Source organism: Flavobacterium praedii (assembly GCF_026810365.1).
GTDB lineage: Bacteria > Bacteroidota > Bacteroidia > Flavobacteriales > Flavobacteriaceae > Flavobacterium > Flavobacterium praedii.
In genome coordinates this window covers 396,045-415,684 of sequence record NZ_CP113948.1, presented here as the reverse complement: position 1 = coordinate 415,684, position 19,640 = coordinate 396,045, and the positions used below count along the sequence as shown (strand labels likewise).

Sequence of the window (19,640 nt, the reverse complement as noted above, 5' to 3'; positions counted from 1 at the left end):
AATGATCATATGTAATTTGCAAATTATAATTAAAAATAGTGACCAATTTACAATCATGTTTATTTCATACAATACAATTTCCTATATAATCTAAATAAATACTTATGAAAATTGCAGCTTGTGTCATTTTATATCATCCAAAAGAAAAAGATCTTCAAAACATCAATACCTATTTGTCTAAAGTTGACAAATTATATGTTTATGACAATACAGAAAAAAGTTCACTTTCATTTTTCAGAAAAGAAATCAATGAAAAAATAGTATATATTTCAGATCAAGAAAACAAGGGAATAGCTATAAGATTAAATCAAGCTTGTAATCAAGCAATTATTGATGGATATGATTTTTTATTAACAATGGATCAAGATTCTTCTTTTAGTGAGGACAATTTAGACCATTATTTTAACCTAGTTTCAAATTATTATGATATAGATAGTGTAGCCCAATTTGGTATTGAATATTTGGAACAAAAATCATGTTCAAATGAAAAACGAATTCAAAACACTGAAAATTATGCTCTAATTACTTCTGCATCAATACTTGTTTTAAGAAATTATAAAAAAACGGAGGCATTTGATGAAAATTTATTTATTGATGGAGTAGATTTTGATTACTGCTTATCAGCAAAAAAAAATGGGTTAAAATGTATTTTATTTGAAAATTTATTTTTTAATCATACTGTTGGAGCAAAAATCAAAAGAAGATCTATAAAAACATTATATCTTTTAAAAAAAGAAAAATACCTTTGTTCTCCTATAAGAATATATTATCTGGTTCGTAATACCTTGTATTTAAAATCAAAATGGGAAACCTTATTTCCTGATTACATATCAAAATTAGTGAAGGCCAACGAATCATCTGTAAATACTAACAGAAATTATTCATATAACATTTTTGAATTTTATAAATTCAAAAGAAAAGCCGTCTCAGATTTCAAAAACAAAAAAATGGGTAAAATAGATTCTTAATTCTTATCAATTAAAAACTCTTTATTTTCATTTTCCTTAAAATCAAAATATAAAACGATGGACATCAATCAAGAAATACTCAACGCTTTCGAAATTATAAAAGAAGGTGGAATCATTCTCTATCCTACTGATACCGTTTGGGGAATTGGATGTGATGCAACAAATCCTGAAGCTGTTGCTAAAATTTACAAACTCAAACAAAGAGCCGAAAAACAAAGTATGATTTGCCTAATGAATGGCGAAAAAATGATTTATAATGTATTCAAAGAAATTCCAGAAGTAGCTTGGCAAATCATGGATTTTTCTGAAAATCCAACTACATTAGTTTTAGACAAACCTCGAAATGTGGCTCCCAATTTAATCGCTCCAGACAATACCTTGGGCATTCGACTAGTCAAAGAACCTTTTTGTTTCAAATTGATGGAACGCATGAAAAAACCTTTGGTTTCCACATCAGCAAATATCTCTGGTCAACCTACCCCAAAAAGTTTTAAAGAAATTAATCCCGAAATTATAAAAGGCGTGGACTATGTTGTAAATTTGCACCGCGATAAAATTGCCGGTAAACCATCTACAATTATTAAATTAACTAATGATTCTCAGGTTAAAGTGATTCGTAAATAATTAGTCTAGCCACGAATTCACTAATTTTATTATAACATATAGAAAAATTTAATGACACAAATTATTCACAAGGCTGAAAGTTTTAAAATTATGGGAATTCTATTTGATGTTCATAATAATTTAGGTGGTGGTTTTTCAGAGATTGTATACAAAGATGCAATTGAATATGAATTTAAAAAACATAACATTCCCTTTGAAAGAGAAAAAGAATATAATGTTCACTATAAAGACATTATTTTAAACCATAAGTTTTATGCAGATTTTGTGATATATGACACAATTATTTTAGAGTTAAAATCGTGTGAAAAATTAGACTCAAAACACATTTCACAATGTATTAATTACTTAAAAGTTTCAACAAACAAATTAGCAATTTTAGCCAATTTCAACAATAAATCTCTTGAATACAAAAGAATTGTTTTGTAAAAACAAGAACAAAATTTGTGCCGTATGAAAACAACAAAATTATCAAAATTTAATTCGTGAATTCGTGGCAAATAAGATATGAACTACAAAGAAGCCTTAAATAATAAAATATTCGAAGTTATTTCGAAAGCCTCCCAAGAACTTAATGTAGAAAGCTATGTAATTGGCGGTTTTGTGCGCGACTTGCTTTTAAAAAGAGATTTTAAAAAAGACATTGATATTGTTGCCGTTGGCAGCGGAATCGAATTGGCCTTAAAAGTATCTGAATTATTGCCCAAAAAACCAAAGGTTCAAGTTTTTAAGACTTATGGAACGGCTATGTTGCGTTTTGAAGATACCGAAATTGAATTTGTGGGCGCCCGAAAAGAGTCCTACACTCTTGACAGCAGAAACCCTGTTGTAGAAAACGGAACTCTAGAAGATGATCAAAATCGCAGAGATTTTACGATAAATGCTTTGGCTTTATCATTAAATTCCAATAATTTTGGTGCTCTCTCTGATCCTTTCAATGGTATTTCCGACTTGGAAAACAAAATTATAAAAACGCCTCTCGAACCAGACATCACTTTTTCAGATGATCCTTTGCGTATGCTTAGAGGAATTCGATTTGCAACCCAATTGGGTTTTGAAATAGACAAAGATTCTTTAGATTCCATTACTAAAAATGCCGAACGCATCAAAATCATCTCTGGAGAACGAATCGTAGATGAATTGAATAAAATTCTTTCAACCGATAAACCTTCCGTTGGATTTTTATTATTGTTCAAAACAGGCCTTTTGGATATTATCCTTCCCGAATTGACTGCTTTAAACCAAGTGGAAGAAATTGAAGGTCATACGCACAAAAATAATTTTTACCATACTCTCGAAGTCGTGGATAACATTTGTCCCAATACCGATGACGTCTGGCTACGTTGGTCTGCGTTGTTACATGATATCGGAAAAGCACCAACCAAACGCTTTAACAAAAAACAAGGTTGGACGTTCCACGGACATGAATTTCTTGGCGGAAAAATGGCCAAAAAAATATTTGAGCGCTTGCACATGCCCTTAAACCACAAAATGAAGTTTGTTCAAAAAATGGTTATTATGAGTTCCCGACCAATTGTTTTGGCTCAAGATCTTGTTACTGACTCTGCAGTTCGCCGTTTGGTTTTTGATGCTGGTGAAGATGTAGAAAACTTAATGACACTTTGTGAGGCTGATATCACCACCAAAAACCCGAATAAATTCAAGAAATACCACAGTAATTTTGAAATTGTTCGCAAGAAAATTGTGGAAGTCGAAGAACGCGATCATGTGCGTAATTTTCAACCCCCTATTTCTGGAGAAGAAATCATGGCAATCTTCAATTTGAAACCTTCTCGTGAAATTGGAGTGCTGAAAGAAGCTGTGAAAGAAGCAATAATGGAAGGAGATATTCCGAATGAATATCAAGCTGCTTATGATTTTGTACTAAAGCGCGGAGAAAAATTAGGTTTAAAGAAAGTTTAAGTTTTGTTTACTCTTCACAATTTAAAAAATTCTTAATTTTATAAAAATTTAAATTATGAAATCGCCATGACGTCGTTTGTCTCAAACACTAATAAAGATCTGGCGATACCATATCTCCAAAATTTAAATATTTTCTATATATGAATACAGCCGAATTAAAATCACAATTGATAGCACAAATTATGGCGACTGATGACCATCATTTACTATTAAAAATCAATACTTTATTGAATTGTAAAATGTACAATGAAGTAGATAAGTGTCTTTCATCCGTTAATGAACCTGTTTTACAATTTGAAAGTGTCCGAATTTTTTCAGAAGAAGAACAACGAAAAATAAATCTTGCATTAGAACAATACAATAACGGCGAATGCATATCTGACGAGGAAGCACAAAAAGAAATCCAAGCATGGTTAGAAGATTAATTTGGTCTATTGAAGCTTGAGAAATTCAAGGAAAAATATTTTTGACTACTGGAATAATAGAAATAAATCAAAAGTCTATAGTGTAAAACTAAACTTACTTTTAAATAGTGATTTGAAAATCATCACCCAACTTCCTGAACTTGGAAAACCAACTTTTCAAGAAAATACAAAATTTATAATTGTAAGTCATTTTGAAATTATTTATAAAATAACCCCGAATGAAATTGTTGTCTTAGACATCTGGGACACCAGACAAAATCCCCAAAATTTTCCAATAAAATAAAAATGAAAAACAACAAATCCGTAATTATCTGGCTTCTATCTGGTTGCTTTTTAGTGTTTGTAATGGTTGTAGTGGGTGGTATCACCCGATTGACCAATTCTGGTTTATCGATGACAGACTGGCATCTTGTTACCGATACACTTCCTCCACTAACCGATGCCAAATGGCAAGAAGCATTCAAACAATACAAACAATTTCCAGAATACCAAAAAATCAATATTCACAATGATTTTACACTTTCAGATTATAAATTTATCTATTTCTGGGAATGGTTTCACCGTTTTATTGGAAGAATAATTGGACTGGTTTTTATCATCCCTTTCTTTTATTTCTTAGCTAAAAAGAAAATCGACAAAGCCACATTAAACAAATGTTTTGTTTTGTTAGGAATGGGCGCTTTACAAGGTTTTTTTGGTTGGTTTATGGTTAGGAGTGGTTTAATAGACAATCCAGATGTAAGTCACTTTCGTCTTTCATTGCATCTTACCTTTGCCTTTATCACTTTTGCTTATACCCTTTGGGTGGCACTAGATTTAATCTATCCTGAAAAGAAAGCAGCAATTATTCCTTTGCAAAAAATAGCTCGATTCGCATTAGTCTTTTTGCTATTGCAAATTATATATGGTGGTTTTGTTGCGGGACTAAATGCAGGTCTAATTCACAACCATTGGCCTATGATGAGTGATGGACAATTCATTCATGACAGTGTATTCATCGAACAAAAAACACTTTTATTAAATCTGACCGAAGGTAAAAGTGGTGTGCAACTGGTTCATAGAACACTCGCTTATGTTGTCGTGGGGTTGATTTTATTTTTATACTTCAAAAGCAAAAAATTCAACATTTCAATTCAGCAAAAGAATGGGTTAAACGCATTAGTAGTAATCGTTTTTCTTCAATTTACTTTGGGTGTATTTACATTACTGTACAGCGTACCGCTTTGGCTTGGTTTGACCCATCAAATTGTTGCGTTCTTTCTATTAACAGCAATGACTTACACTTTGCATCGTTTGAGCAAATAACATATGATATTGCAGCTAAAAATCGCTTTTAGAAACAGTTTCTTCAAAGAAAATATTCAGTTTCTAAAAGCGATTTTGCTATTTTTAACTACTGTTTACGATTCAAATACTTAAAATAGACTTACTTTTGTAGTCCGACTATATTGTCACATCCTGTTCTTTCATCTATTAAAATGTCTAAACTTGCTGCTCAAAATCAATTCCTTGATTTATCCGATTACGGTAGACCGCTTGCCAAAATATTTGCCAATCAATTAAAAAACACTCGTTTTACACCCATTCACGTAACACTGCTTTTTGGCATTTCTGGTCTGATTGCTATCTTTTGTATTTTACAAAACCACTATTTTTTTGCCTCATTTTTCATCATTTTAAAATCGATAATTGATGCCGCAGATGGTGAATTATCTCGCATCAAAAACACCCCATCATACACCGGAAGATACCTCGATAGTGTGTTTGATATTATACTCAATTTTTTGATTTTGATGACTATTTGCTATGTTTCAAAAACCACTTTTGGGTTTACTCTTTTGGCTTTTATTGGCATACAATTGCAAGGTACTTTATACAATTATTACTATGTAATTTTGAGAAATAATTCGGCAGGTGGTGATAGAACTAGTCAAATTTTCGAAAACAAATCTCCCAGAGCTTTACCAGGGGAAAGTCAAAAATCAGTAGATATTTTGTTTATGATTTACACGATTGTTTATGGCGTTTTTGATAAAATAATTCACAGTTTGGACAAAGATGCCTACAAAGTAAAAACATTCCCAAATTGGTTTATGACGTTACTTTCTGTTTATGGATTGGGTTTTCAATTGTTGATTATGGCCATTATGTTACCTATGAATTGGATAGAATACATTGTTCCGTTTTTCATCGTTTACACTTCGCTTCTTTTTGTGTTAATAGGCATTAGAAAAGCGTTTATCAAGGCTTAAAATCGTCATAATCAAAATCTATAACAAGTATCTAAAATACATAAATTCAGTATTTTAAAACAACTAACCTCAATAATTACAGAAAGTTATTTTTAACCAATCCAATTTTTAAAATCTGTCACCTTTTCTCTACTTACAACTACCTCATCTTCTTTATATGTAGGCAAAATAATCTTTAATCTGGAGTTGCTGTACACTACAATTTCCTTAATGGCTTGGAGTGAAATGATAAATTTTCTACTGATTCGGTAAAAAGCTGCAGTATCAATTTCCTGTTCCAAAACTTCTAAAGTACTGTCAATTAAATAATTTCTATTGTCAAAAGTGTGAATATAAGTGCCTTTATTTTCACTAAAAAAACATTCGATTTCATCAGTCGAAATCACTTTCAGATGCTGCCCTATTTTGACAGTAAATCTTTTTTTGAATGTTTTTTCAAAAGGGTTTGAAAGCATCTTTCGGATTTGTTCAAAATCCAATTGCATCGTTTCATTTCCATTTTTAGGAATCTGAAAATGATCTTTAAATTTCAAAACTGACACTTCCAAATCATCTTCATCAATAGGTTTTAGCAGGTAATCGATGCTATTTAATTTGAAAGCTTTTAATGCATATTCATCGTAAGCAGTTGTAAAAATAACAGCGCTTTTGATGTCAATTTTTTCGAAGATTTCAAAGGATAATCCATCCGATAATTGGATGTCTAAAAAGATCAAATCAGGATGCTCATTTTTCGAAAACCAGTCCAAAGCTTCTTCAACAGAATGAAGCATCACTCCTACTGAAATATTTATTTTTTCGAGTTTGCGCTGCAACAATCTTGCTGCTGGTTTTTCGTCTTCTATTATTATTGTGGTCATTTTTTAAGGTTAGAAATTAGAATATAGAAATTAGAATATAGATAAGATGTTATCTGGAAAGTTGAACACTGAACACTAAATTACTGAACACTGAACACTTCTTTTTCACTCCCATTTTTGATTTTTATCCTTATCCATAAACTCCTTTATTTTCTTTTCTTCCCAATCGGAGCCAAAAAATAAATCTCTACCAAAAACAGATAATCCATGGGCCAACAAACCTATTCCCCAAAACAAAGCCGTCGAAAAAGTTTCCCATCTAATAAAGATTTCACTTCCCAATTCACTGCTATTGTACGTAGAAACAATATTAAAAGTATTTACAAGTACATAAACCAATACGTGGATATAAAACCCTTTGACTCTTTTTACTCTTTTATAAGCCAACTCATATTTTGTATCTGGATTAAAATTTTCGTCCTGAAAATTTTCAAATAACTGTTTTCTATATCTTCTCATTTTGTGTGTTTTTATTATTAAGTAGAGACTAAGATTCAAGGGTACTAAGTCGCTAAGATTTAAAAAAACTTAAAATCTCAGCGTCTTAGTATTTTTAAATACTCACTCCCATGTTCTTTTTGATTGCTCTTCTTTTTCCATGAATTCCTTCACTTTTCGTTCTTCCCAATCTTTGCTAAAGAAAGGCATATAGTTAAACACTTTTAAACCGTGAAAAACTACTCCTATTCCCCACCATAATAAAGGCCAAAAGAACCATAAATACTGAGGTGATGTTACTAAATTTAACACTATTAAAAAACAGTTTACAACAATATAAGAAATTAGATTCCCATAAAATCCTTTTATCTCTTCTACCCTTTTTCTTGCTTTAAAATAGCGTTCCTCTTCTGTATATTGATTTTCCATAATTGACGATTTCATTTTTAATAGAATCCTATTTCCAGCTCTGCTTATTGTCTTGTTTGCTCAAAATTTCCTGTATTTTTCTTTCTTCCCAATTGCTGCTATACCCAAATACCTTGAAGGCATGCATCACTAATCCAAATCCCCAACCGCCTGCTGAAAACCAAAACCAATGAAATTGTGGCATATAAGTAAGATTTACAAATATCAAAATTGGGATCACACAACAATAGGAAATCAGATTTCCATAAAAGCCCCTTAATTCTTCTACTCTCTTTTTGGCTCGATAGTAAGCACCATTCTCGTTGTATTTTAAAGTTGTTTCCATTACACTAATTTGTTTAGTTAAAATAGGAATCTTAACCGTAAACGTTTTTTCATTTTGTTCAATCAACACTTTTCTGTTGGTAATAATTCCATACCGATCTACAATATTTTGCAAGCCTACGCCTTGACGACTTTGAATTACTTCCTTTTTTTGAAAATCATTTTGAATCGCAAGATAATCGCCTTCAATAAATATTCTAATATGCAATGGTCTTTGTTCGCTGACCACATTGTGTTTTACTGTGTTTTCCAATAACAATTGTAAAGAAAGCGGTACTACTTTGGCGTCTGGAATTATTGTTGTTTCCGGCAATTCGTAAAATAAGCTGTTCTCGAAACGCATTTTCAACAAATTCATATAGGTTTTGGCAAAAGATAATTCTTCTTCAACCGAAACCAATTCTTTGTCTTTTTGTTCCAATACATAACGATATATTTTAGACAAAGAAGTGGTAAAACGTTGTGCATTTTCTGGATTTTCTTCGATCAATGAACTCAACACATTCAAGCTATTGAAAAGAAAGTGAGGGTCGATTTGGTTTTTTAAAGTTTCAAACTTGGCATTGGCCGTTCCTGCGATAATTCTTTGATGAATAACCTCCGATTTTGAGGCTTGTTTCCAATTCAGCATAAAACTTCGAGCATGAATAAAAACAGAAACGCCCAGAGACAAAATGATATAAAAAAGGTGAATCCACAACATTTTTTCGCTAAAAAACTGACTTACTGGTATTTTTTGGAATACTATAAAAATGACATAATTAATACCTAATACTACAGGAATGGTATATAAAATAGTGGCTATGATTCCAAAAAAAACTCTCAAATTGGTTTGTTCCAACCAATCCCATTTTTTATCTAAGAGCATATTTATTAAACCATTACCAAATCCCAATCCAAAAGAATACATTGAACTCACCAAAAAGGAGGAAGAAATGTTTTCAAAACTCAACTCGTTTCCAAATAAAACAGTAGAAATTAGAGTAAAAATCAAAGCAATTTTCAAACAAGTTAAAGCTCCTCTTCTTAATTCTGAAAATGTATGTATTCTTTGATTTTCCATTTTATAAATTTAACCTGATTATTTACAATTTTTCTGAGCTTCCAAAGCTCTGTCCAATCCCCATTTTGGAGAGAAAGGTGTTTGGGGTTTAAAAGTAGCAAAAAGTCCAATAGCTTTATCAACTTCTTGACATAAAGGTTTAGTATCAACTCCTGTCCATTTTGCACCTCCTAACTGATAATCTGCTTCACCAAAAACGGCTCTTGGATTATTCGGTTCTAAAGCTTTGGCTTTGGCGTAAGCTTCCATTACTTTGGCCGAATATTTCATTCCGTTTGTCATCGGATCAGCAACGACCCAAGCAGTGTAAATCATGGCCTGCATAATGTACAGTTCAGCGTTGTTTTGGTCTTTTATCATTTCGATATCCAAGGCATTCTGAGCTTTGTTAAGTAATGCATTTACTTGTGTTTTATCCTGAATTGCAAAAGAACTGGTTGTATTTACAAGTGCCACATAATAATTAGGCAACCAACTGGTTTTATCTGCAGCGGCAATACGTTCAAACATATCAGAAGCTTCTGTGTTTTTGCCTTCTTTCCAAAGTTGAAAAGCTTTTCCCATTCCTTGTTCAAATTGCCCTTGAGCTGAACTTATTACAGCTACAAATAATGCGATAGTGGTGATAATTTTTTTCATTTTGATTAATTTTTAATTGGTTAATTTTTAAGACTATATTCTAAAATAAGCAAACATTTAATTTCAAACATATAAGTCATTTAAGCATAAAAATAGTTAGTTTCTCAAACAGGGGTTAAAAGTCAATATAAGTTTAAAAAAATGTAGGCTAATTGATTTTGCTTAAATGAACTTTCAGTTTTACTTAATTTTATTCAAGAATTAAAAACTTCCATGACTTATCTGTTTTAATATTGTATTAGGCTAAATGCTGTTATTTGTTGAGTTAAACGATTATTAATTATTGAATTTGATATCTATTTTTAAATCTTTGTTGATATTGAATTTGGCATCTTCATAAGCAGGAGGTCCCATAAATCCTTTGGCATTGTTTGAGCAGGCAAAATCTTCAGAAGGTATTCCCATTATATTTTTATCTAAAATACCATTGCTGTTTTCATCTTGATAAGTAGATATTCCATATTCTCCTTTTGGTATACCAACAAAAGTTACTATAGCAATGTTATTTTTAATTTCAGAAGTAATGCTTTTGTAAATTGTTTTCAAAAACGTTCCTTCTGAATTGTACAACCCTACCTTTACCATTCCTGTATTGTTTTTTAAACCCGAAACAGCAACTGTAAGATTAACATTTTGAGCAGACATTAGACTACAAATAAAGAAAGCGATTATGGTGATAATTTTTAACATGGTATTTGATTTTTAGTTGTGATTAAATTGTGATTGAAACTCTTATTGTTATTGATTTAATTCTTGAACAAATTTATATTGATTGTCACGCTTTTAAAATTTAATGATACTGAACTGTCAATTTTGATGGATGAATTGTTTCTTTTGAAGTTTCTGAGCTTCTGAGTCACTAAGATTCTAAGAATTATAAAAAAAAACCTCATCTACAACACTTAAACTTTTAAACAATTAAACCTTTAAACACTTAGTAACTTAGAAACTCTTCTCTACAAATTCTTCAACTGATTGTCGTTTTTATTTTTGCTAATGGTCCAAAAGAAACCGACAAAGAAAAATCGGTCCGCTGCTGGTTTGATGGCACTTCTTCTGTATTCTCCATTCATATCTGGTTTAACCGCATAATTATATCCATACACATTATTGGCTCCTAAAACATTGGAAACCGAGAAATACAAAATCTTTTGAGTAGTCAATAAATAAGCCCAGTTGAAACTCAAATCGTTGTAGGATTTTGTTTGACCGTGCATAAATTGCGTTTCATTTGGATTGTTGTACGGTCTGCCGGTACTGAAAGAATTGGTGAAACCTACTTGTGATTTCCAATCATTAATCCAATATTTGGTCACAATTGATAAGCTATTGTTGGGAACAAAATTGGGAGTGACTTGTGTTGGGTAATTTTTGTACAAACGCTCGGTATCGATATAAGAATAGGAAACCCAATATTCTAAATTCTTAATCGTTTTACCGTCTCTCCAAAACAAATCCAACCCTTTGGCGTAGCCTGTTCCATCATTAGTAAATATCGAATTATAAGCAATTGTAGGGCTATCAAATCGAACCAAATTACTGTAATCTTTATAATAGGCTTCGGCTCTCAATGTGCGTCCATCTTTGCTGTATTGGTAATTCAGGATATAATGAGACGCTTTTTCGCTTTCAAATTGGTTGTTCTTCGAAAACTTGATATAATCGACACTTGGCGTTTGGGAAAAATCACCATACGCAAAGGACAACTGGCTAAATTTTGCCATTTTGTAAGCAAACGAAATTCTGGGAGAAATAAAATTGTCATTTGTCAAATCATTCATGGAAGCGCGAACTCCTACTTTGGCTGCCAATTTTTTGGAAAAGAAAATATCAGCTTCTGTGTATAAAGCCCCAATGGTGTTTTGATAACCATAATCAAATGTATTTCCTGCATTTTGAGTAAAGTCCTCGTTATATTTTGTTATAAAATAATCGGCTCCAAAAGACAATTTAAAACGATTTGAGATGTTTTTCTTTAATTTCAACTTCACATTCACAGCGTTTTCTACATTTCCCAAATCATCCAAATCTATAGCAGTTTTAACTTGATTATAACCATAGCTAAAGCCGGCGGTAATATTCCAATTGGTTCCAAAATAACCGCTATACGAGGAATTAAAGTATAAATTTTGATTTTTGGAATCGACAGTGATTTTGTCAATTGAATTTATATTTTCTTGTTTAATTATAAATTTTGAAGCATCAAAAGCGGCATACATTTTAAAAATTCCTCTTTCAAAATTGTATCGGTACACCATTTCTCCGGACAATGCTTGTGGTGCACTTTTCCACTCTACGTCTTGTGGAATCAGCGCTTGATATGGGGACAAATTGATATACGAAGTATTGATACTAAAAGAACTCTTTTTCCATTTCTGTGTATTACCAACGCCAACGCCAACGGTCATTAAAGAAATTTCTGTTTTGGCTTGATCGGGTTCGTCTATGGTATTCAAAAGTAAAACACTAGACAAAGCATCTCCATATTCGGCAGAATAGCCCCCTGTAGAAAACGAAATACCACTGAAAAGAAAAGGCGAAAAACGGCTTCGAGTAGGCAGATTATTGGCTGTTGCTCCATAAGGCTGTGGTACTCGCATGCCATCAACATACGTTTGAGTTTCATTGGCCTCGCCACCGCGAACAAACAATCTTCCGTCCTCGCCTACCGTTTGCGTTCCAGGCAACGTTTGCAAAGCGGCCACTATATTTCCTGCAGAACCGGCTGTGGTTACTATATCTAATGGTTTTAAAACCGAAACTCTAGCTTTACTCCCTGAATCCAAAGAACCTGCTGTAATTATTACCGCATCAAGTGCATTAACATTATCCCTGAGTTTGATGGTTTGATTTTTAAAATTTGAAACATCTATCGCTGTGTTGGAAGTCTCATAAATTAACGAGCTTGCAACCAAATTTTGATTTCCTGTAGTAGTTGTAGTAAACGAAAAAGCACCATTTTCAGAAGTAGAAACACCATCATAACTGCCTTCAATATAAACATTGGCACCAGCGATTGGGATTCCTTTTTCATTAACAATTTTACCAGAAATGATAGTTTGTGAAAAAAGGGTAAAACTGAATAAAGTAACGAGGATTAAAAAAAAAGTTTTCATAATGGTTTTTTATAATGATTTTGATGAGACAAATGTCATTCAGAAAAAAAAGAATATGAAATTGTTTTGACCCAGTTGCGGAAAATTGAGGATGAGTTGTAAAACTTCTGTATTAATTTTGTTTTCAGACCAAACTCAATTCCTTTTTTATAAAATAACCCGTTGGGTGTAATTAAATTGTTTGATTTTTAATATTGTTTATTGGTCTATCAAAGATGAATTTATTGACATATTGAACCAATGTTAATGCTGTTATTTTTGCTAAAATTCTTGTTTTAAATCCTTCAAAAGTTTTTGCATAATTGTTTCTAATTCTGAACTGGTCGCATAGTTGTGAAAATAATGTTTCAATTCTTTTTCTTGATTTTCTAAAGATATAAGGTTGTGGTTTATAATCTTTTTGATTAGCTCTTTTGGGTGTTTCTAATTTTATATTAACCGTTTGAAACAAATCTAATTGAATGCTTTGAGATAAGTACCCTCTATCACCAAGCACTACACAATCAGACATTTGTTGTTTTATATTTTTCAAAAAATGAACATCATGAACTTCTGCTTTTGTAATATCCAATGAATGGAAAATTCCATTTATAGAACAAACTCCATGCAATTTATATCCGTAAAACCAGTTGTTTTGAGAAGCGCAAAACCCTTTTGAAGGAGCTGTTTCAAACTCATTTTTACAGATTTTAATCCTCCTATGACGTGCAAATTTGCAAATCTCCAACGGCATACTATCCACGATGAAATAATCTTCAAATTCTAAAAACCGAGATGCTAATTTTGTTCTTACTTCTTCTAAAAAGAAAAACAATTTTCGCCTTCGTTTATTGAACTGACTTCGCTCAATTAAATTAGGTATTTCTTGCTTATTAATCTCTTTAAATAAAGAATTTTCACTATCAATAGACATGAATTCAGCCGTCAAACTTAACGCAACTACTTCTAAATCAGACATTTTTTGTTTTCTGCCGACATCTGATTTATTCTCTAATTTACAATTCAAAGAACTTATAACTTCTAAAACTCTAAAATAATTTTTTACTATATTTGACATAGATATTGGTTTGTTTGGCGACTTCAAGATACTGAATTTCAGTATCTTGACCAATATCTAATCAATTTATTTTACTGCAAATAATTACACCCAACGGGTTAAAATAATAAAAAATCCATTTCTATTTCATTCCGCTCAACTGTACTATTTTTATTCTAATAAATTTCTTTTGATAAATTTCAAAAAACATTTTACAATTGATTAATTTATCAAATTTTAGTACTAATTTTCGAGAATAAATTTTAATTTTTAACAATGAAAAAAATAGTACTGTTATTATTATTGGTTTCTTTTCCAATATTTGCTCAAATCAATTTTGAAAGTGGTTATTTCACAAACAACAACAATAGTAAGACAGAATGTTTGATTCGCAATATAGGTTGGTATAAAAATCCAACTGGAATTGAATATAAATGGAATGAAAATGATGTTTCAAAAACAGCATCAATTTCAGAAATTAAGGAATTTAGCATTGGTAATAGCAGCAAATACAAGCGTTTTAAATTAAAAATTGACCGATCTACAAGTGACATTAACCAATTGAGTTATGATCGAAATCCAATTTACACTGAAGAAACATTGCTGCTAAAAGTCTTGGTAGAAGGAGAAGTAAATCTTTATGAATATCAAGATGTAAACTTAGTTCGTTTTTTTATGAGTACCGGAAATCATGAAACCGCAGAACAGCTAGTTTTTAAAGAATACAAAACTGAAGGTTCTACAGAGATTAATGAGAATAACTTTTACAAACAGCAATTACTAAATAATTTAAAATCATCTAAATTAAATCTTAATGATTTTAAAGTCATTACATATAAGAAACAGGAACTTATCAATTTATTTTTAAAATTCAATACTTCCAAAGAAACCAAAACAACAACCTTTGAATCAAAAAAGGACCAATCTAGTGTAAACTTTAAAGTGATTGCTGGAGTAAATGCCACATTTCTTGATTTTGGAAACAACATTAGCAGTACGGCGGATTATACTTTTAAAACCAAATCAGTATTTACAATTGGTTTCGAAGTGGAAAACATTTTTCCTTTTAACCAAAACAAATGGTCCCTATTTACAAACCCTAATTTTCAGTCTTATAAAAAAACCGAATTAAACACTAAAAACCAGTCAATTGAAGCAAATTATAAGTTTATAGAATTGCCTTTGGGTGTTCGCTATTTTATGTTTTTAAATAATAAATCACAATTATTTATTGATGCTGGAGTCGCTTTTTCAATTACTTCAAAATCCAATCTTCGATATTCAGGTCAGGTTCTAGATATTTCCAATTCTACAAATGTATTCACGGGTGTCGGTTTCAAAAGTGGCCGATATGGCATAGAATTACGATACAATTTGAGCAAAGGGGTTTTAGGTGAATATCAAAGTTGGAATTCGAATTATAGCTCAATCGGAATTCTATTAGGTTATAAAATCCTTTAACCATATTAATTAACCCGTTGGGTGCCATTATTTTTTACCACATAGAAACCAATGTCATTTCCTTAAGAGTGGGTTTTGTCATTCCGACGAAAGAGGAATCACATTATGTGTTCCTGAAATGTGATTTCTCCCGCTGGTCGAAATGACAAACTAAACGAATTTGGTCTGAGAGCTCCTTAAGGAAACGACATTGACATAGAAACATAGAATTTATAGTTTTTGAAAGAAAGAAATAGACGTTTTACTATTCACATAGGTATTATGTGGTTAATTTTTTTATTTTATTAGAATTTCATCCAACGGGTTATATTAATTTTTAGCTCCATAATATAGATCTAGAATTAAATTTTAGAAAGTTAAATTAACCGTTCTGAAATCAAAAATGGTAGTCGCTTTTAATTTTAAATAATGGTTTGCAAAAAATTTAAAATTAAAGGCGATTTACATAATGTTTTTTTTTTATAATACTGATAATCAATATTAAAACCACTTATAATTCGTAACTTTGGTTGTATTCAATACAAAAATCATAAACTAAAGAAATTTCACATTAGTAAGCATCAATGGTATACTAGAAAATGCCCCCCTTTTCATATTCCATAAAAAATGATTTTGAATTCTATTGGGTAAAATGTCTAAAATAAAAACGAAGTATTATTACTTTTTAGAATAAATTCTAATGAACGATGATCTATACACCATGGTCTATCTAATAAGTATCATTATTTTCAACAGGATTAAAAATTCGAAAAACATTTTATTTTTCTGTTGCTTTGATTCAAAAAAATATTACACCTTATTCCTGCTCTTTTTATCGATACTATCATTTTCCCAAAGAATTGATAACACGGCCTCATTTAGAGAAATAAAAAGCAATTATTATTTTCGTTATTATTTTGACAATGACTTTTTCGCAAACACCGATTATTATTATACCCAAGGACATGATTTTGAATTGGTAAGTCCAAAACTGATAAAAAATCCGATTAATAAGTTATTTTTAAAACTGAAAAACAGCGAACAAAAATATGGACTGTCATTTGAACAAATAGGGTTTACACCAACAAGCCTAAAACGGGATGAAATTCTTTACAACAATAGACCTTATGCTGCAGTGATTATGCTTAAACCTTTTTTAATTTCGACTGATACCATCCATAAAACGACTTTATCTTCTACCTTAAGTTTTGGCGTTATTGGTCCCTTTGCTTCAGGAAAAGAAATTCAAACGGTAATTCATAAATGGATTGGAGCGCAAAATCCGTTAGGTTGGCAATACCAAATCAAGAATGATGTAGTATTAAATTATGAAATCGCACATGAAAAGCAATTGCTTCGGCTAAATAATTACTTTGCAATAAATTCTAACGCAAAACTTCGATTGGGCACAATGAATACTAATATTTCTGGAGGTTTAACAACTACTTTTGGCAAAATAAATTCCCCTTTTATTTCGTTAAAAAACAAAAATAAATTTCAACTCTATGGCTATTGGCAAGGTCTTATTACAGCGGTTGGATATGATGCCAGTTTGCAAGGCGGTCTATTTAATAACAATAGTCCTTATGTAATTACGGATCAAAATATGGAAAGATTTACTTTTCAAAAAAATTTCGGGATCGTTTTGCATTCCAAAACATTCTACCTCGAATATTATCGTACCGATCTTTCAAAGGAATTTAAAACAGGAAGAGTTCATAGTTGGGGTGGATTTAGAGTTGGATTTACCTTATAAATTATCAAATACTAATTTAACAACAATAAAGCACAAAAATGATACATTTAAACAAAGTACACCATATTGCCTTAATATGCACAGATTATACAAAATCAAAACAGTTTTATATTGGTATTTTAGGATTGACTATCATTCAAGAAATCTACCGCGAAGAACGAGATTCCTATAAACTGGATTTGGCTCTCAACGGAAACTTTATACTTGAATTATTTTCATTCCCAAATCCTCCAAAACGAGTAACAAGTCCAGAAGCAGCAGGATTACGACATTTAGCATTTGAAGTAAATAATATTCAAGAAACAAGAAAACACATTCTAGAACAAGGCTGCATTGCAGAAGATATTCGAATTGATGAATATACCCAAAAGAAATTTTTCTTCACCGCCGACCCAGATGACTTACCTATAGAGTTTTACGAAAATTGATAAAATCTTTTCAACAAATACCTATTCGAAAATTTGAAATGAGCATCGCAATGAATTTGAAACAAATAGCATTGATGATATGCAAATTGCATATGACCAATAAAAAAACAATAAATATCAACATATAAAATCTAAAATTAAACTTTACATTTGCTCTTTCAATAAAAACAACGATTATGGTTTATAAATTCAGAGTTATTCTAGATGCCGAGGAAGACATTTTTAGAGACATAGCAATACTTGCGGAAGACACTTTAGAAGATTTACACAATGCTATTTTCAATTCTTTTGGATTTGACGGAATGGAAGTTGCTTCTTTCTATACATGTGATGAAACTTGGAATCAAGAAGATGAAATTTCCATGTTTGACACAGGAGATGTTCCTGGCGAACAAAAAATCATGAGTGATTATCAATTATCAGACCTATTAGACGAAGAAAATACTAAAATCATATATGTTTATGATTTTATCAACATGTGGACTTTCCTAGTAGAATTGGCTGCTATTGAAGAGCAAATTGTAGGTCAAACCTATCCTGAAACTATATTTTCGCATGGTGAAATGCCTGATGAAGCTACCGAGAAAAATTTTGAAGCTGATATGCACGACGATATCTATGGCGAATTTGAAGACGATTTAGACGAAGACGATTTAGACATGTTCGAAGGAGACGATAGTTTTGAAGACTATGGTTTTGAGGAGAATTGGAATTAGTAGCCCCCTAGCCCCCGAAGGGGGAACCAAATTGAGATTTCAAAAAAGCAATTAACAACACAAACTGTCCAGTGCCTAGCACCTCCCTTTTGGGGAGGACGGGAGGGGCTTATACAAATGATCAACCTATACAACACGCACATCGAAACGCTATCCATACACCGTGTGGGAAACATGAGTCGTAACGAACCTCTTTTTTTATCGGAAGAACCATTTAAACTAAATGACGAAATTGTTCCGTTGATGAAAGAATTTTTCTTTAAACCATTTAAAGAAAAAGAAGAAAACTACTTTCAATTTGCGCATGAAGTAGATTTAGACTACAATGACATGTTTAAATATGCAACAGAGATTTTCAATAATCCAAGTAGTTTGCATGAGGCTTCAAAAAAAATAACCAAACATTTATTTGAGCAATCGAATCATCCTCATATTAAAAATGGCGAAGTATATGTAACGTATTTGACCAATTTAAGTATTGACAATAACGTTGTGGATGCTATCGGGATTTTCAAAAGTGAAATTCAATCTGATTTTTTACAGTTTGAGGAAAAAGGAACGCAATTGGAAATGATTTTACAGCATGGAGTAAGTTTAAATAAACTAGATAAAGGCTGTTTGATTTTTAATTATAAAAAAGAAGAAGGATACAAAATCCTTTCAGTAGACAGCAATCGTTATGATGCTAGATATTGGTTAGAGCACTTCTTGTCTGTGGATGCTTTTGAAGATGAAAATTTTATCACTAAGAAATACTTGAAATTCTGTCAAGGATTTGCCAAAGATGTAGTTTTCCCTGCTGAAGACAAAAAAGAAGAGGTGATGTTCATGAACCGTTCTGTGAATTATTTTGCAAAAAACGATCAATTTGAGGAAACTAATTTCTTGAATGAAGTTTTGGACAATCCTGATTTGATTCCAGAATTCAAAAATTATAAAGTTGATAAAGGCGAAAAATACAGTATCGAGGACGTAACCTCTTTTCCAATTGCCAATGCAGCGGTAAGTGATGCCAGAAAGTCAATTAAAAATGTTATCAATCTTGATACGCACATCCAAATAAAAATGGATTTCATTAATCCCGAAAGTGCAGAGAAGTTTGTAGAAAAAGGATGGGATGAAGAAAAACAAATGTATTATTACTTAGTCTATTTCAACAAAGAAGAGAAATCATAAGCAAACCAAAAATAAAATTATAATCCCCAA

At 31.4% G+C, this 19,640-nt stretch carries 20 protein-coding genes; 12 read left to right on the top strand and 8 right to left on the bottom strand.

The genetic code is table 11. The annotated features are described in order from the left end of the window. Nucleotides 1-104: 104 nt before the first annotated feature. The 7 genes from OYT91_RS01870 (at nucleotide 105) to OYT91_RS01840 (ending at nucleotide 6,189) form a co-directional block, all read left to right on the top strand. Complete coding sequence (locus OYT91_RS01870) at nucleotides 105-968, top strand: glycosyltransferase family protein (protein WP_281239275.1); 864 nt, start codon at nucleotides 105-107, stop codon at nucleotides 966-968. A gap of 57 nt (nucleotides 969-1,025) precedes the next feature. After that, nucleotides 1,026-1,592, top strand: coding sequence for an L-threonylcarbamoyladenylate synthase (locus OYT91_RS01865; protein ID WP_281239274.1), 567 nt, complete (start codon nucleotides 1,026-1,028; stop codon nucleotides 1,590-1,592). Nucleotides 1,593-1,643: 51 nt separating this feature from the next. After that, nucleotides 1,644-2,018 carry a GxxExxY protein gene (locus tag OYT91_RS01860; protein ID WP_281239273.1) on the top strand — a complete coding sequence of 125 codons (375 nt, stop codon included), beginning with the start codon at nucleotides 1,644-1,646 and terminating at the stop codon, nucleotides 2,016-2,018. Nucleotides 2,019-2,096: 78 nt separating this feature from the next. Further along, nucleotides 2,097-3,512 carry a CCA tRNA nucleotidyltransferase gene (locus OYT91_RS01855; protein WP_281239272.1) on the top strand — a complete coding sequence of 472 codons (1,416 nt, stop codon included), beginning with the start codon at nucleotides 2,097-2,099 and terminating at the stop codon, nucleotides 3,510-3,512. 140 nt (nucleotides 3,513-3,652) lie between these two features. Beyond that, nucleotides 3,653-3,937, top strand: coding sequence for a hypothetical protein (locus tag OYT91_RS01850; protein WP_281239271.1), 285 nt, complete (start codon nucleotides 3,653-3,655; stop codon nucleotides 3,935-3,937). Nucleotides 3,938-4,222: 285 nt separating this feature from the next. Next, nucleotides 4,223-5,242, top strand: a complete 1,020-nt coding sequence (locus OYT91_RS01845) for a COX15/CtaA family protein (RefSeq protein WP_281239270.1) — start codon at nucleotides 4,223-4,225, stop codon at nucleotides 5,240-5,242. A gap of 173 nt (nucleotides 5,243-5,415) precedes the next feature. Next, the gene (locus tag OYT91_RS01840; RefSeq protein ID WP_269223330.1) at nucleotides 5,416-6,189 is read left to right on the top strand and encodes a CDP-alcohol phosphatidyltransferase family protein; all 774 of its coding nucleotides are present in this window, start codon (nucleotides 5,416-5,418) and stop codon (nucleotides 6,187-6,189) included. Between the two features lie 92 nt (nucleotides 6,190-6,281). On the opposite strand, the gene OYT91_RS01835 is transcribed toward OYT91_RS01840, so the two are convergent. The 8 genes from OYT91_RS01835 to OYT91_RS01800 all read right to left on the bottom strand — a co-directional run bounded on the left by OYT91_RS01835 (nucleotide 6,282) and on the right by OYT91_RS01800 (nucleotide 14,115). Beyond that, on the bottom strand, nucleotides 6,282-7,049 hold the full coding sequence (locus OYT91_RS01835) for a LytR/AlgR family response regulator transcription factor (RefSeq protein ID WP_281239269.1): 768 nt from the start codon (nucleotides 7,047-7,049) through the stop codon (nucleotides 6,282-6,284). 105 nt (nucleotides 7,050-7,154) lie between these two features. Then, nucleotides 7,155-7,508: a 2TM domain-containing protein gene (locus OYT91_RS01830; RefSeq protein ID WP_281239268.1), complete on the bottom strand. Its 354-nt coding sequence runs from the start codon at nucleotides 7,506-7,508 to the stop codon at nucleotides 7,155-7,157. A gap of 102 nt (nucleotides 7,509-7,610) precedes the next feature. Further along, nucleotides 7,611-7,916 carry a 2TM domain-containing protein gene (locus tag OYT91_RS01825; protein ID WP_281239267.1) on the bottom strand — a complete coding sequence of 102 codons (306 nt, stop codon included), beginning with the start codon at nucleotides 7,914-7,916 and terminating at the stop codon, nucleotides 7,611-7,613. Between the two features lie 28 nt (nucleotides 7,917-7,944). Next, a complete protein-coding gene (locus OYT91_RS01820) occupies nucleotides 7,945-9,303 on the bottom strand; it encodes a histidine kinase (protein ID WP_281239266.1) in 1,359 nt (452 codons plus the stop codon). Between the two features lie 18 nt (nucleotides 9,304-9,321). Beyond that, nucleotides 9,322-9,942: a hypothetical protein gene (locus tag OYT91_RS01815; protein ID WP_281239265.1), complete on the bottom strand. Its 621-nt coding sequence runs from the start codon at nucleotides 9,940-9,942 to the stop codon at nucleotides 9,322-9,324. A 276-nt stretch (nucleotides 9,943-10,218) separates the two neighbouring features. After that, a complete protein-coding gene (locus tag OYT91_RS01810) occupies nucleotides 10,219-10,632 on the bottom strand; it encodes a DUF2141 domain-containing protein (protein WP_281239264.1) in 414 nt (137 codons plus the stop codon). A gap of 266 nt (nucleotides 10,633-10,898) precedes the next feature. Then, complete coding sequence (locus OYT91_RS01805) at nucleotides 10,899-13,058, bottom strand: TonB-dependent receptor (RefSeq protein WP_281239263.1); 2,160 nt, start codon at nucleotides 13,056-13,058, stop codon at nucleotides 10,899-10,901. A 172-nt stretch (nucleotides 13,059-13,230) separates the two neighbouring features. Further along, nucleotides 13,231-14,115 carry an IS982 family transposase gene (locus tag OYT91_RS01800; RefSeq protein ID WP_432419415.1) on the bottom strand — a complete coding sequence of 295 codons (885 nt, stop codon included), beginning with the start codon at nucleotides 14,113-14,115 and terminating at the stop codon, nucleotides 13,231-13,233. A 255-nt stretch (nucleotides 14,116-14,370) separates the two neighbouring features. Here OYT91_RS01800 and OYT91_RS01795 point away from each other — a divergent pair, with 255 nt between their 5' ends. From OYT91_RS01795 to OYT91_RS01775, 5 genes are all read left to right on the top strand, one after another. After that, on the top strand, nucleotides 14,371-15,555 hold the full coding sequence (locus OYT91_RS01795; RefSeq protein ID WP_281239262.1) for a hypothetical protein: 1,185 nt from the start codon (nucleotides 14,371-14,373) through the stop codon (nucleotides 15,553-15,555). A gap of 679 nt (nucleotides 15,556-16,234) precedes the next feature. Further along, nucleotides 16,235-17,290 (top strand): lipid A deacylase LpxR family protein, encoded by a 1,056-nt coding sequence (locus OYT91_RS01790; protein ID WP_281239261.1) that lies wholly within the window; start codon nucleotides 16,235-16,237, stop codon nucleotides 17,288-17,290. A gap of 38 nt (nucleotides 17,291-17,328) precedes the next feature. Continuing rightward, nucleotides 17,329-17,718 (top strand): SMU1112c/YaeR family gloxylase I-like metalloprotein, encoded by a 390-nt coding sequence (gene gloA2 / locus OYT91_RS01785; RefSeq protein WP_281239260.1) that lies wholly within the window; start codon nucleotides 17,329-17,331, stop codon nucleotides 17,716-17,718. A gap of 176 nt (nucleotides 17,719-17,894) precedes the next feature. After that, nucleotides 17,895-18,434 carry an IS1096 element passenger TnpR family protein gene (locus OYT91_RS01780; protein WP_269223343.1) on the top strand — a complete coding sequence of 180 codons (540 nt, stop codon included), beginning with the start codon at nucleotides 17,895-17,897 and terminating at the stop codon, nucleotides 18,432-18,434. Between the two features lie 117 nt (nucleotides 18,435-18,551). Beyond that, the gene (locus OYT91_RS01775) at nucleotides 18,552-19,610 is read left to right on the top strand and encodes a nucleoid-associated protein (protein WP_269223344.1); all 1,059 of its coding nucleotides are present in this window, start codon (nucleotides 18,552-18,554) and stop codon (nucleotides 19,608-19,610) included. Nucleotides 19,611-19,640: the final 30 nt, after the last annotated feature.

What these genes read in the sequence shown, in the direction of transcription:
- OYT91_RS01870 (WP_281239275.1), top strand. Translation starts at nt 105, where the DNA reads ATGAAAATTGCAGCTTGTGTCATTTTATATCATCCAAAAGAAAAAGAT.
- OYT91_RS01865 (WP_281239274.1), top strand. Translation starts at nt 1,026, where the DNA reads ATGGACATCAATCAAGAAATACTCAACGCTTTCGAAATTATAAAAGAA.
- OYT91_RS01860 (WP_281239273.1), top strand. Translation starts at nt 1,644, where the DNA reads ATGACACAAATTATTCACAAGGCTGAAAGTTTTAAAATTATGGGAATT.
- OYT91_RS01855 (WP_281239272.1), top strand. Translation starts at nt 2,097, where the DNA reads ATGAACTACAAAGAAGCCTTAAATAATAAAATATTCGAAGTTATTTCG.
- OYT91_RS01850 (WP_281239271.1), top strand. Translation starts at nt 3,653, where the DNA reads ATGAATACAGCCGAATTAAAATCACAATTGATAGCACAAATTATGGCG.
- OYT91_RS01845 (WP_281239270.1), top strand. Translation starts at nt 4,223, where the DNA reads ATGAAAAACAACAAATCCGTAATTATCTGGCTTCTATCTGGTTGCTTT.
- OYT91_RS01840 (WP_269223330.1), top strand. Translation starts at nt 5,416, where the DNA reads ATGTCTAAACTTGCTGCTCAAAATCAATTCCTTGATTTATCCGATTAC.
- OYT91_RS01835 (WP_281239269.1), bottom strand. Translation starts at nt 7,049, where the DNA reads ATGACCACAATAATAATAGAAGACGAAAAACCAGCAGCAAGATTGTTG.
- OYT91_RS01830 (WP_281239268.1), bottom strand. Translation starts at nt 7,508, where the DNA reads ATGAGAAGATATAGAAAACAGTTATTTGAAAATTTTCAGGACGAAAAT.
- OYT91_RS01825 (WP_281239267.1), bottom strand. Translation starts at nt 7,916, where the DNA reads ATGGAAAATCAATATACAGAAGAGGAACGCTATTTTAAAGCAAGAAAA.
- OYT91_RS01820 (WP_281239266.1), bottom strand. Translation starts at nt 9,303, where the DNA reads ATGGAAAATCAAAGAATACATACATTTTCAGAATTAAGAAGAGGAGCT.
- OYT91_RS01815 (WP_281239265.1), bottom strand. Translation starts at nt 9,942, where the DNA reads ATGAAAAAAATTATCACCACTATCGCATTATTTGTAGCTGTAATAAGT.
- OYT91_RS01810 (WP_281239264.1), bottom strand. Translation starts at nt 10,632, where the DNA reads ATGTTAAAAATTATCACCATAATCGCTTTCTTTATTTGTAGTCTAATG.
- OYT91_RS01805 (WP_281239263.1), bottom strand. Translation starts at nt 13,058, where the DNA reads ATGAAAACTTTTTTTTTAATCCTCGTTACTTTATTCAGTTTTACCCTT.
- OYT91_RS01800 (WP_432419415.1), bottom strand. Translation starts at nt 14,115, where the DNA reads ATGTCAAATATAGTAAAAAATTATTTTAGAGTTTTAGAAGTTATAAGT.
- OYT91_RS01795 (WP_281239262.1), top strand. Translation starts at nt 14,371, where the DNA reads ATGAAAAAAATAGTACTGTTATTATTATTGGTTTCTTTTCCAATATTT.
- OYT91_RS01790 (WP_281239261.1), top strand. Translation starts at nt 16,235, where the DNA reads ATGAACGATGATCTATACACCATGGTCTATCTAATAAGTATCATTATT.
- gloA2 (WP_281239260.1), top strand. Translation starts at nt 17,329, where the DNA reads ATGATACATTTAAACAAAGTACACCATATTGCCTTAATATGCACAGAT.
- OYT91_RS01780 (WP_269223343.1), top strand. Translation starts at nt 17,895, where the DNA reads ATGGTTTATAAATTCAGAGTTATTCTAGATGCCGAGGAAGACATTTTT.
- OYT91_RS01775 (WP_269223344.1), top strand. Translation starts at nt 18,552, where the DNA reads ATGATCAACCTATACAACACGCACATCGAAACGCTATCCATACACCGT.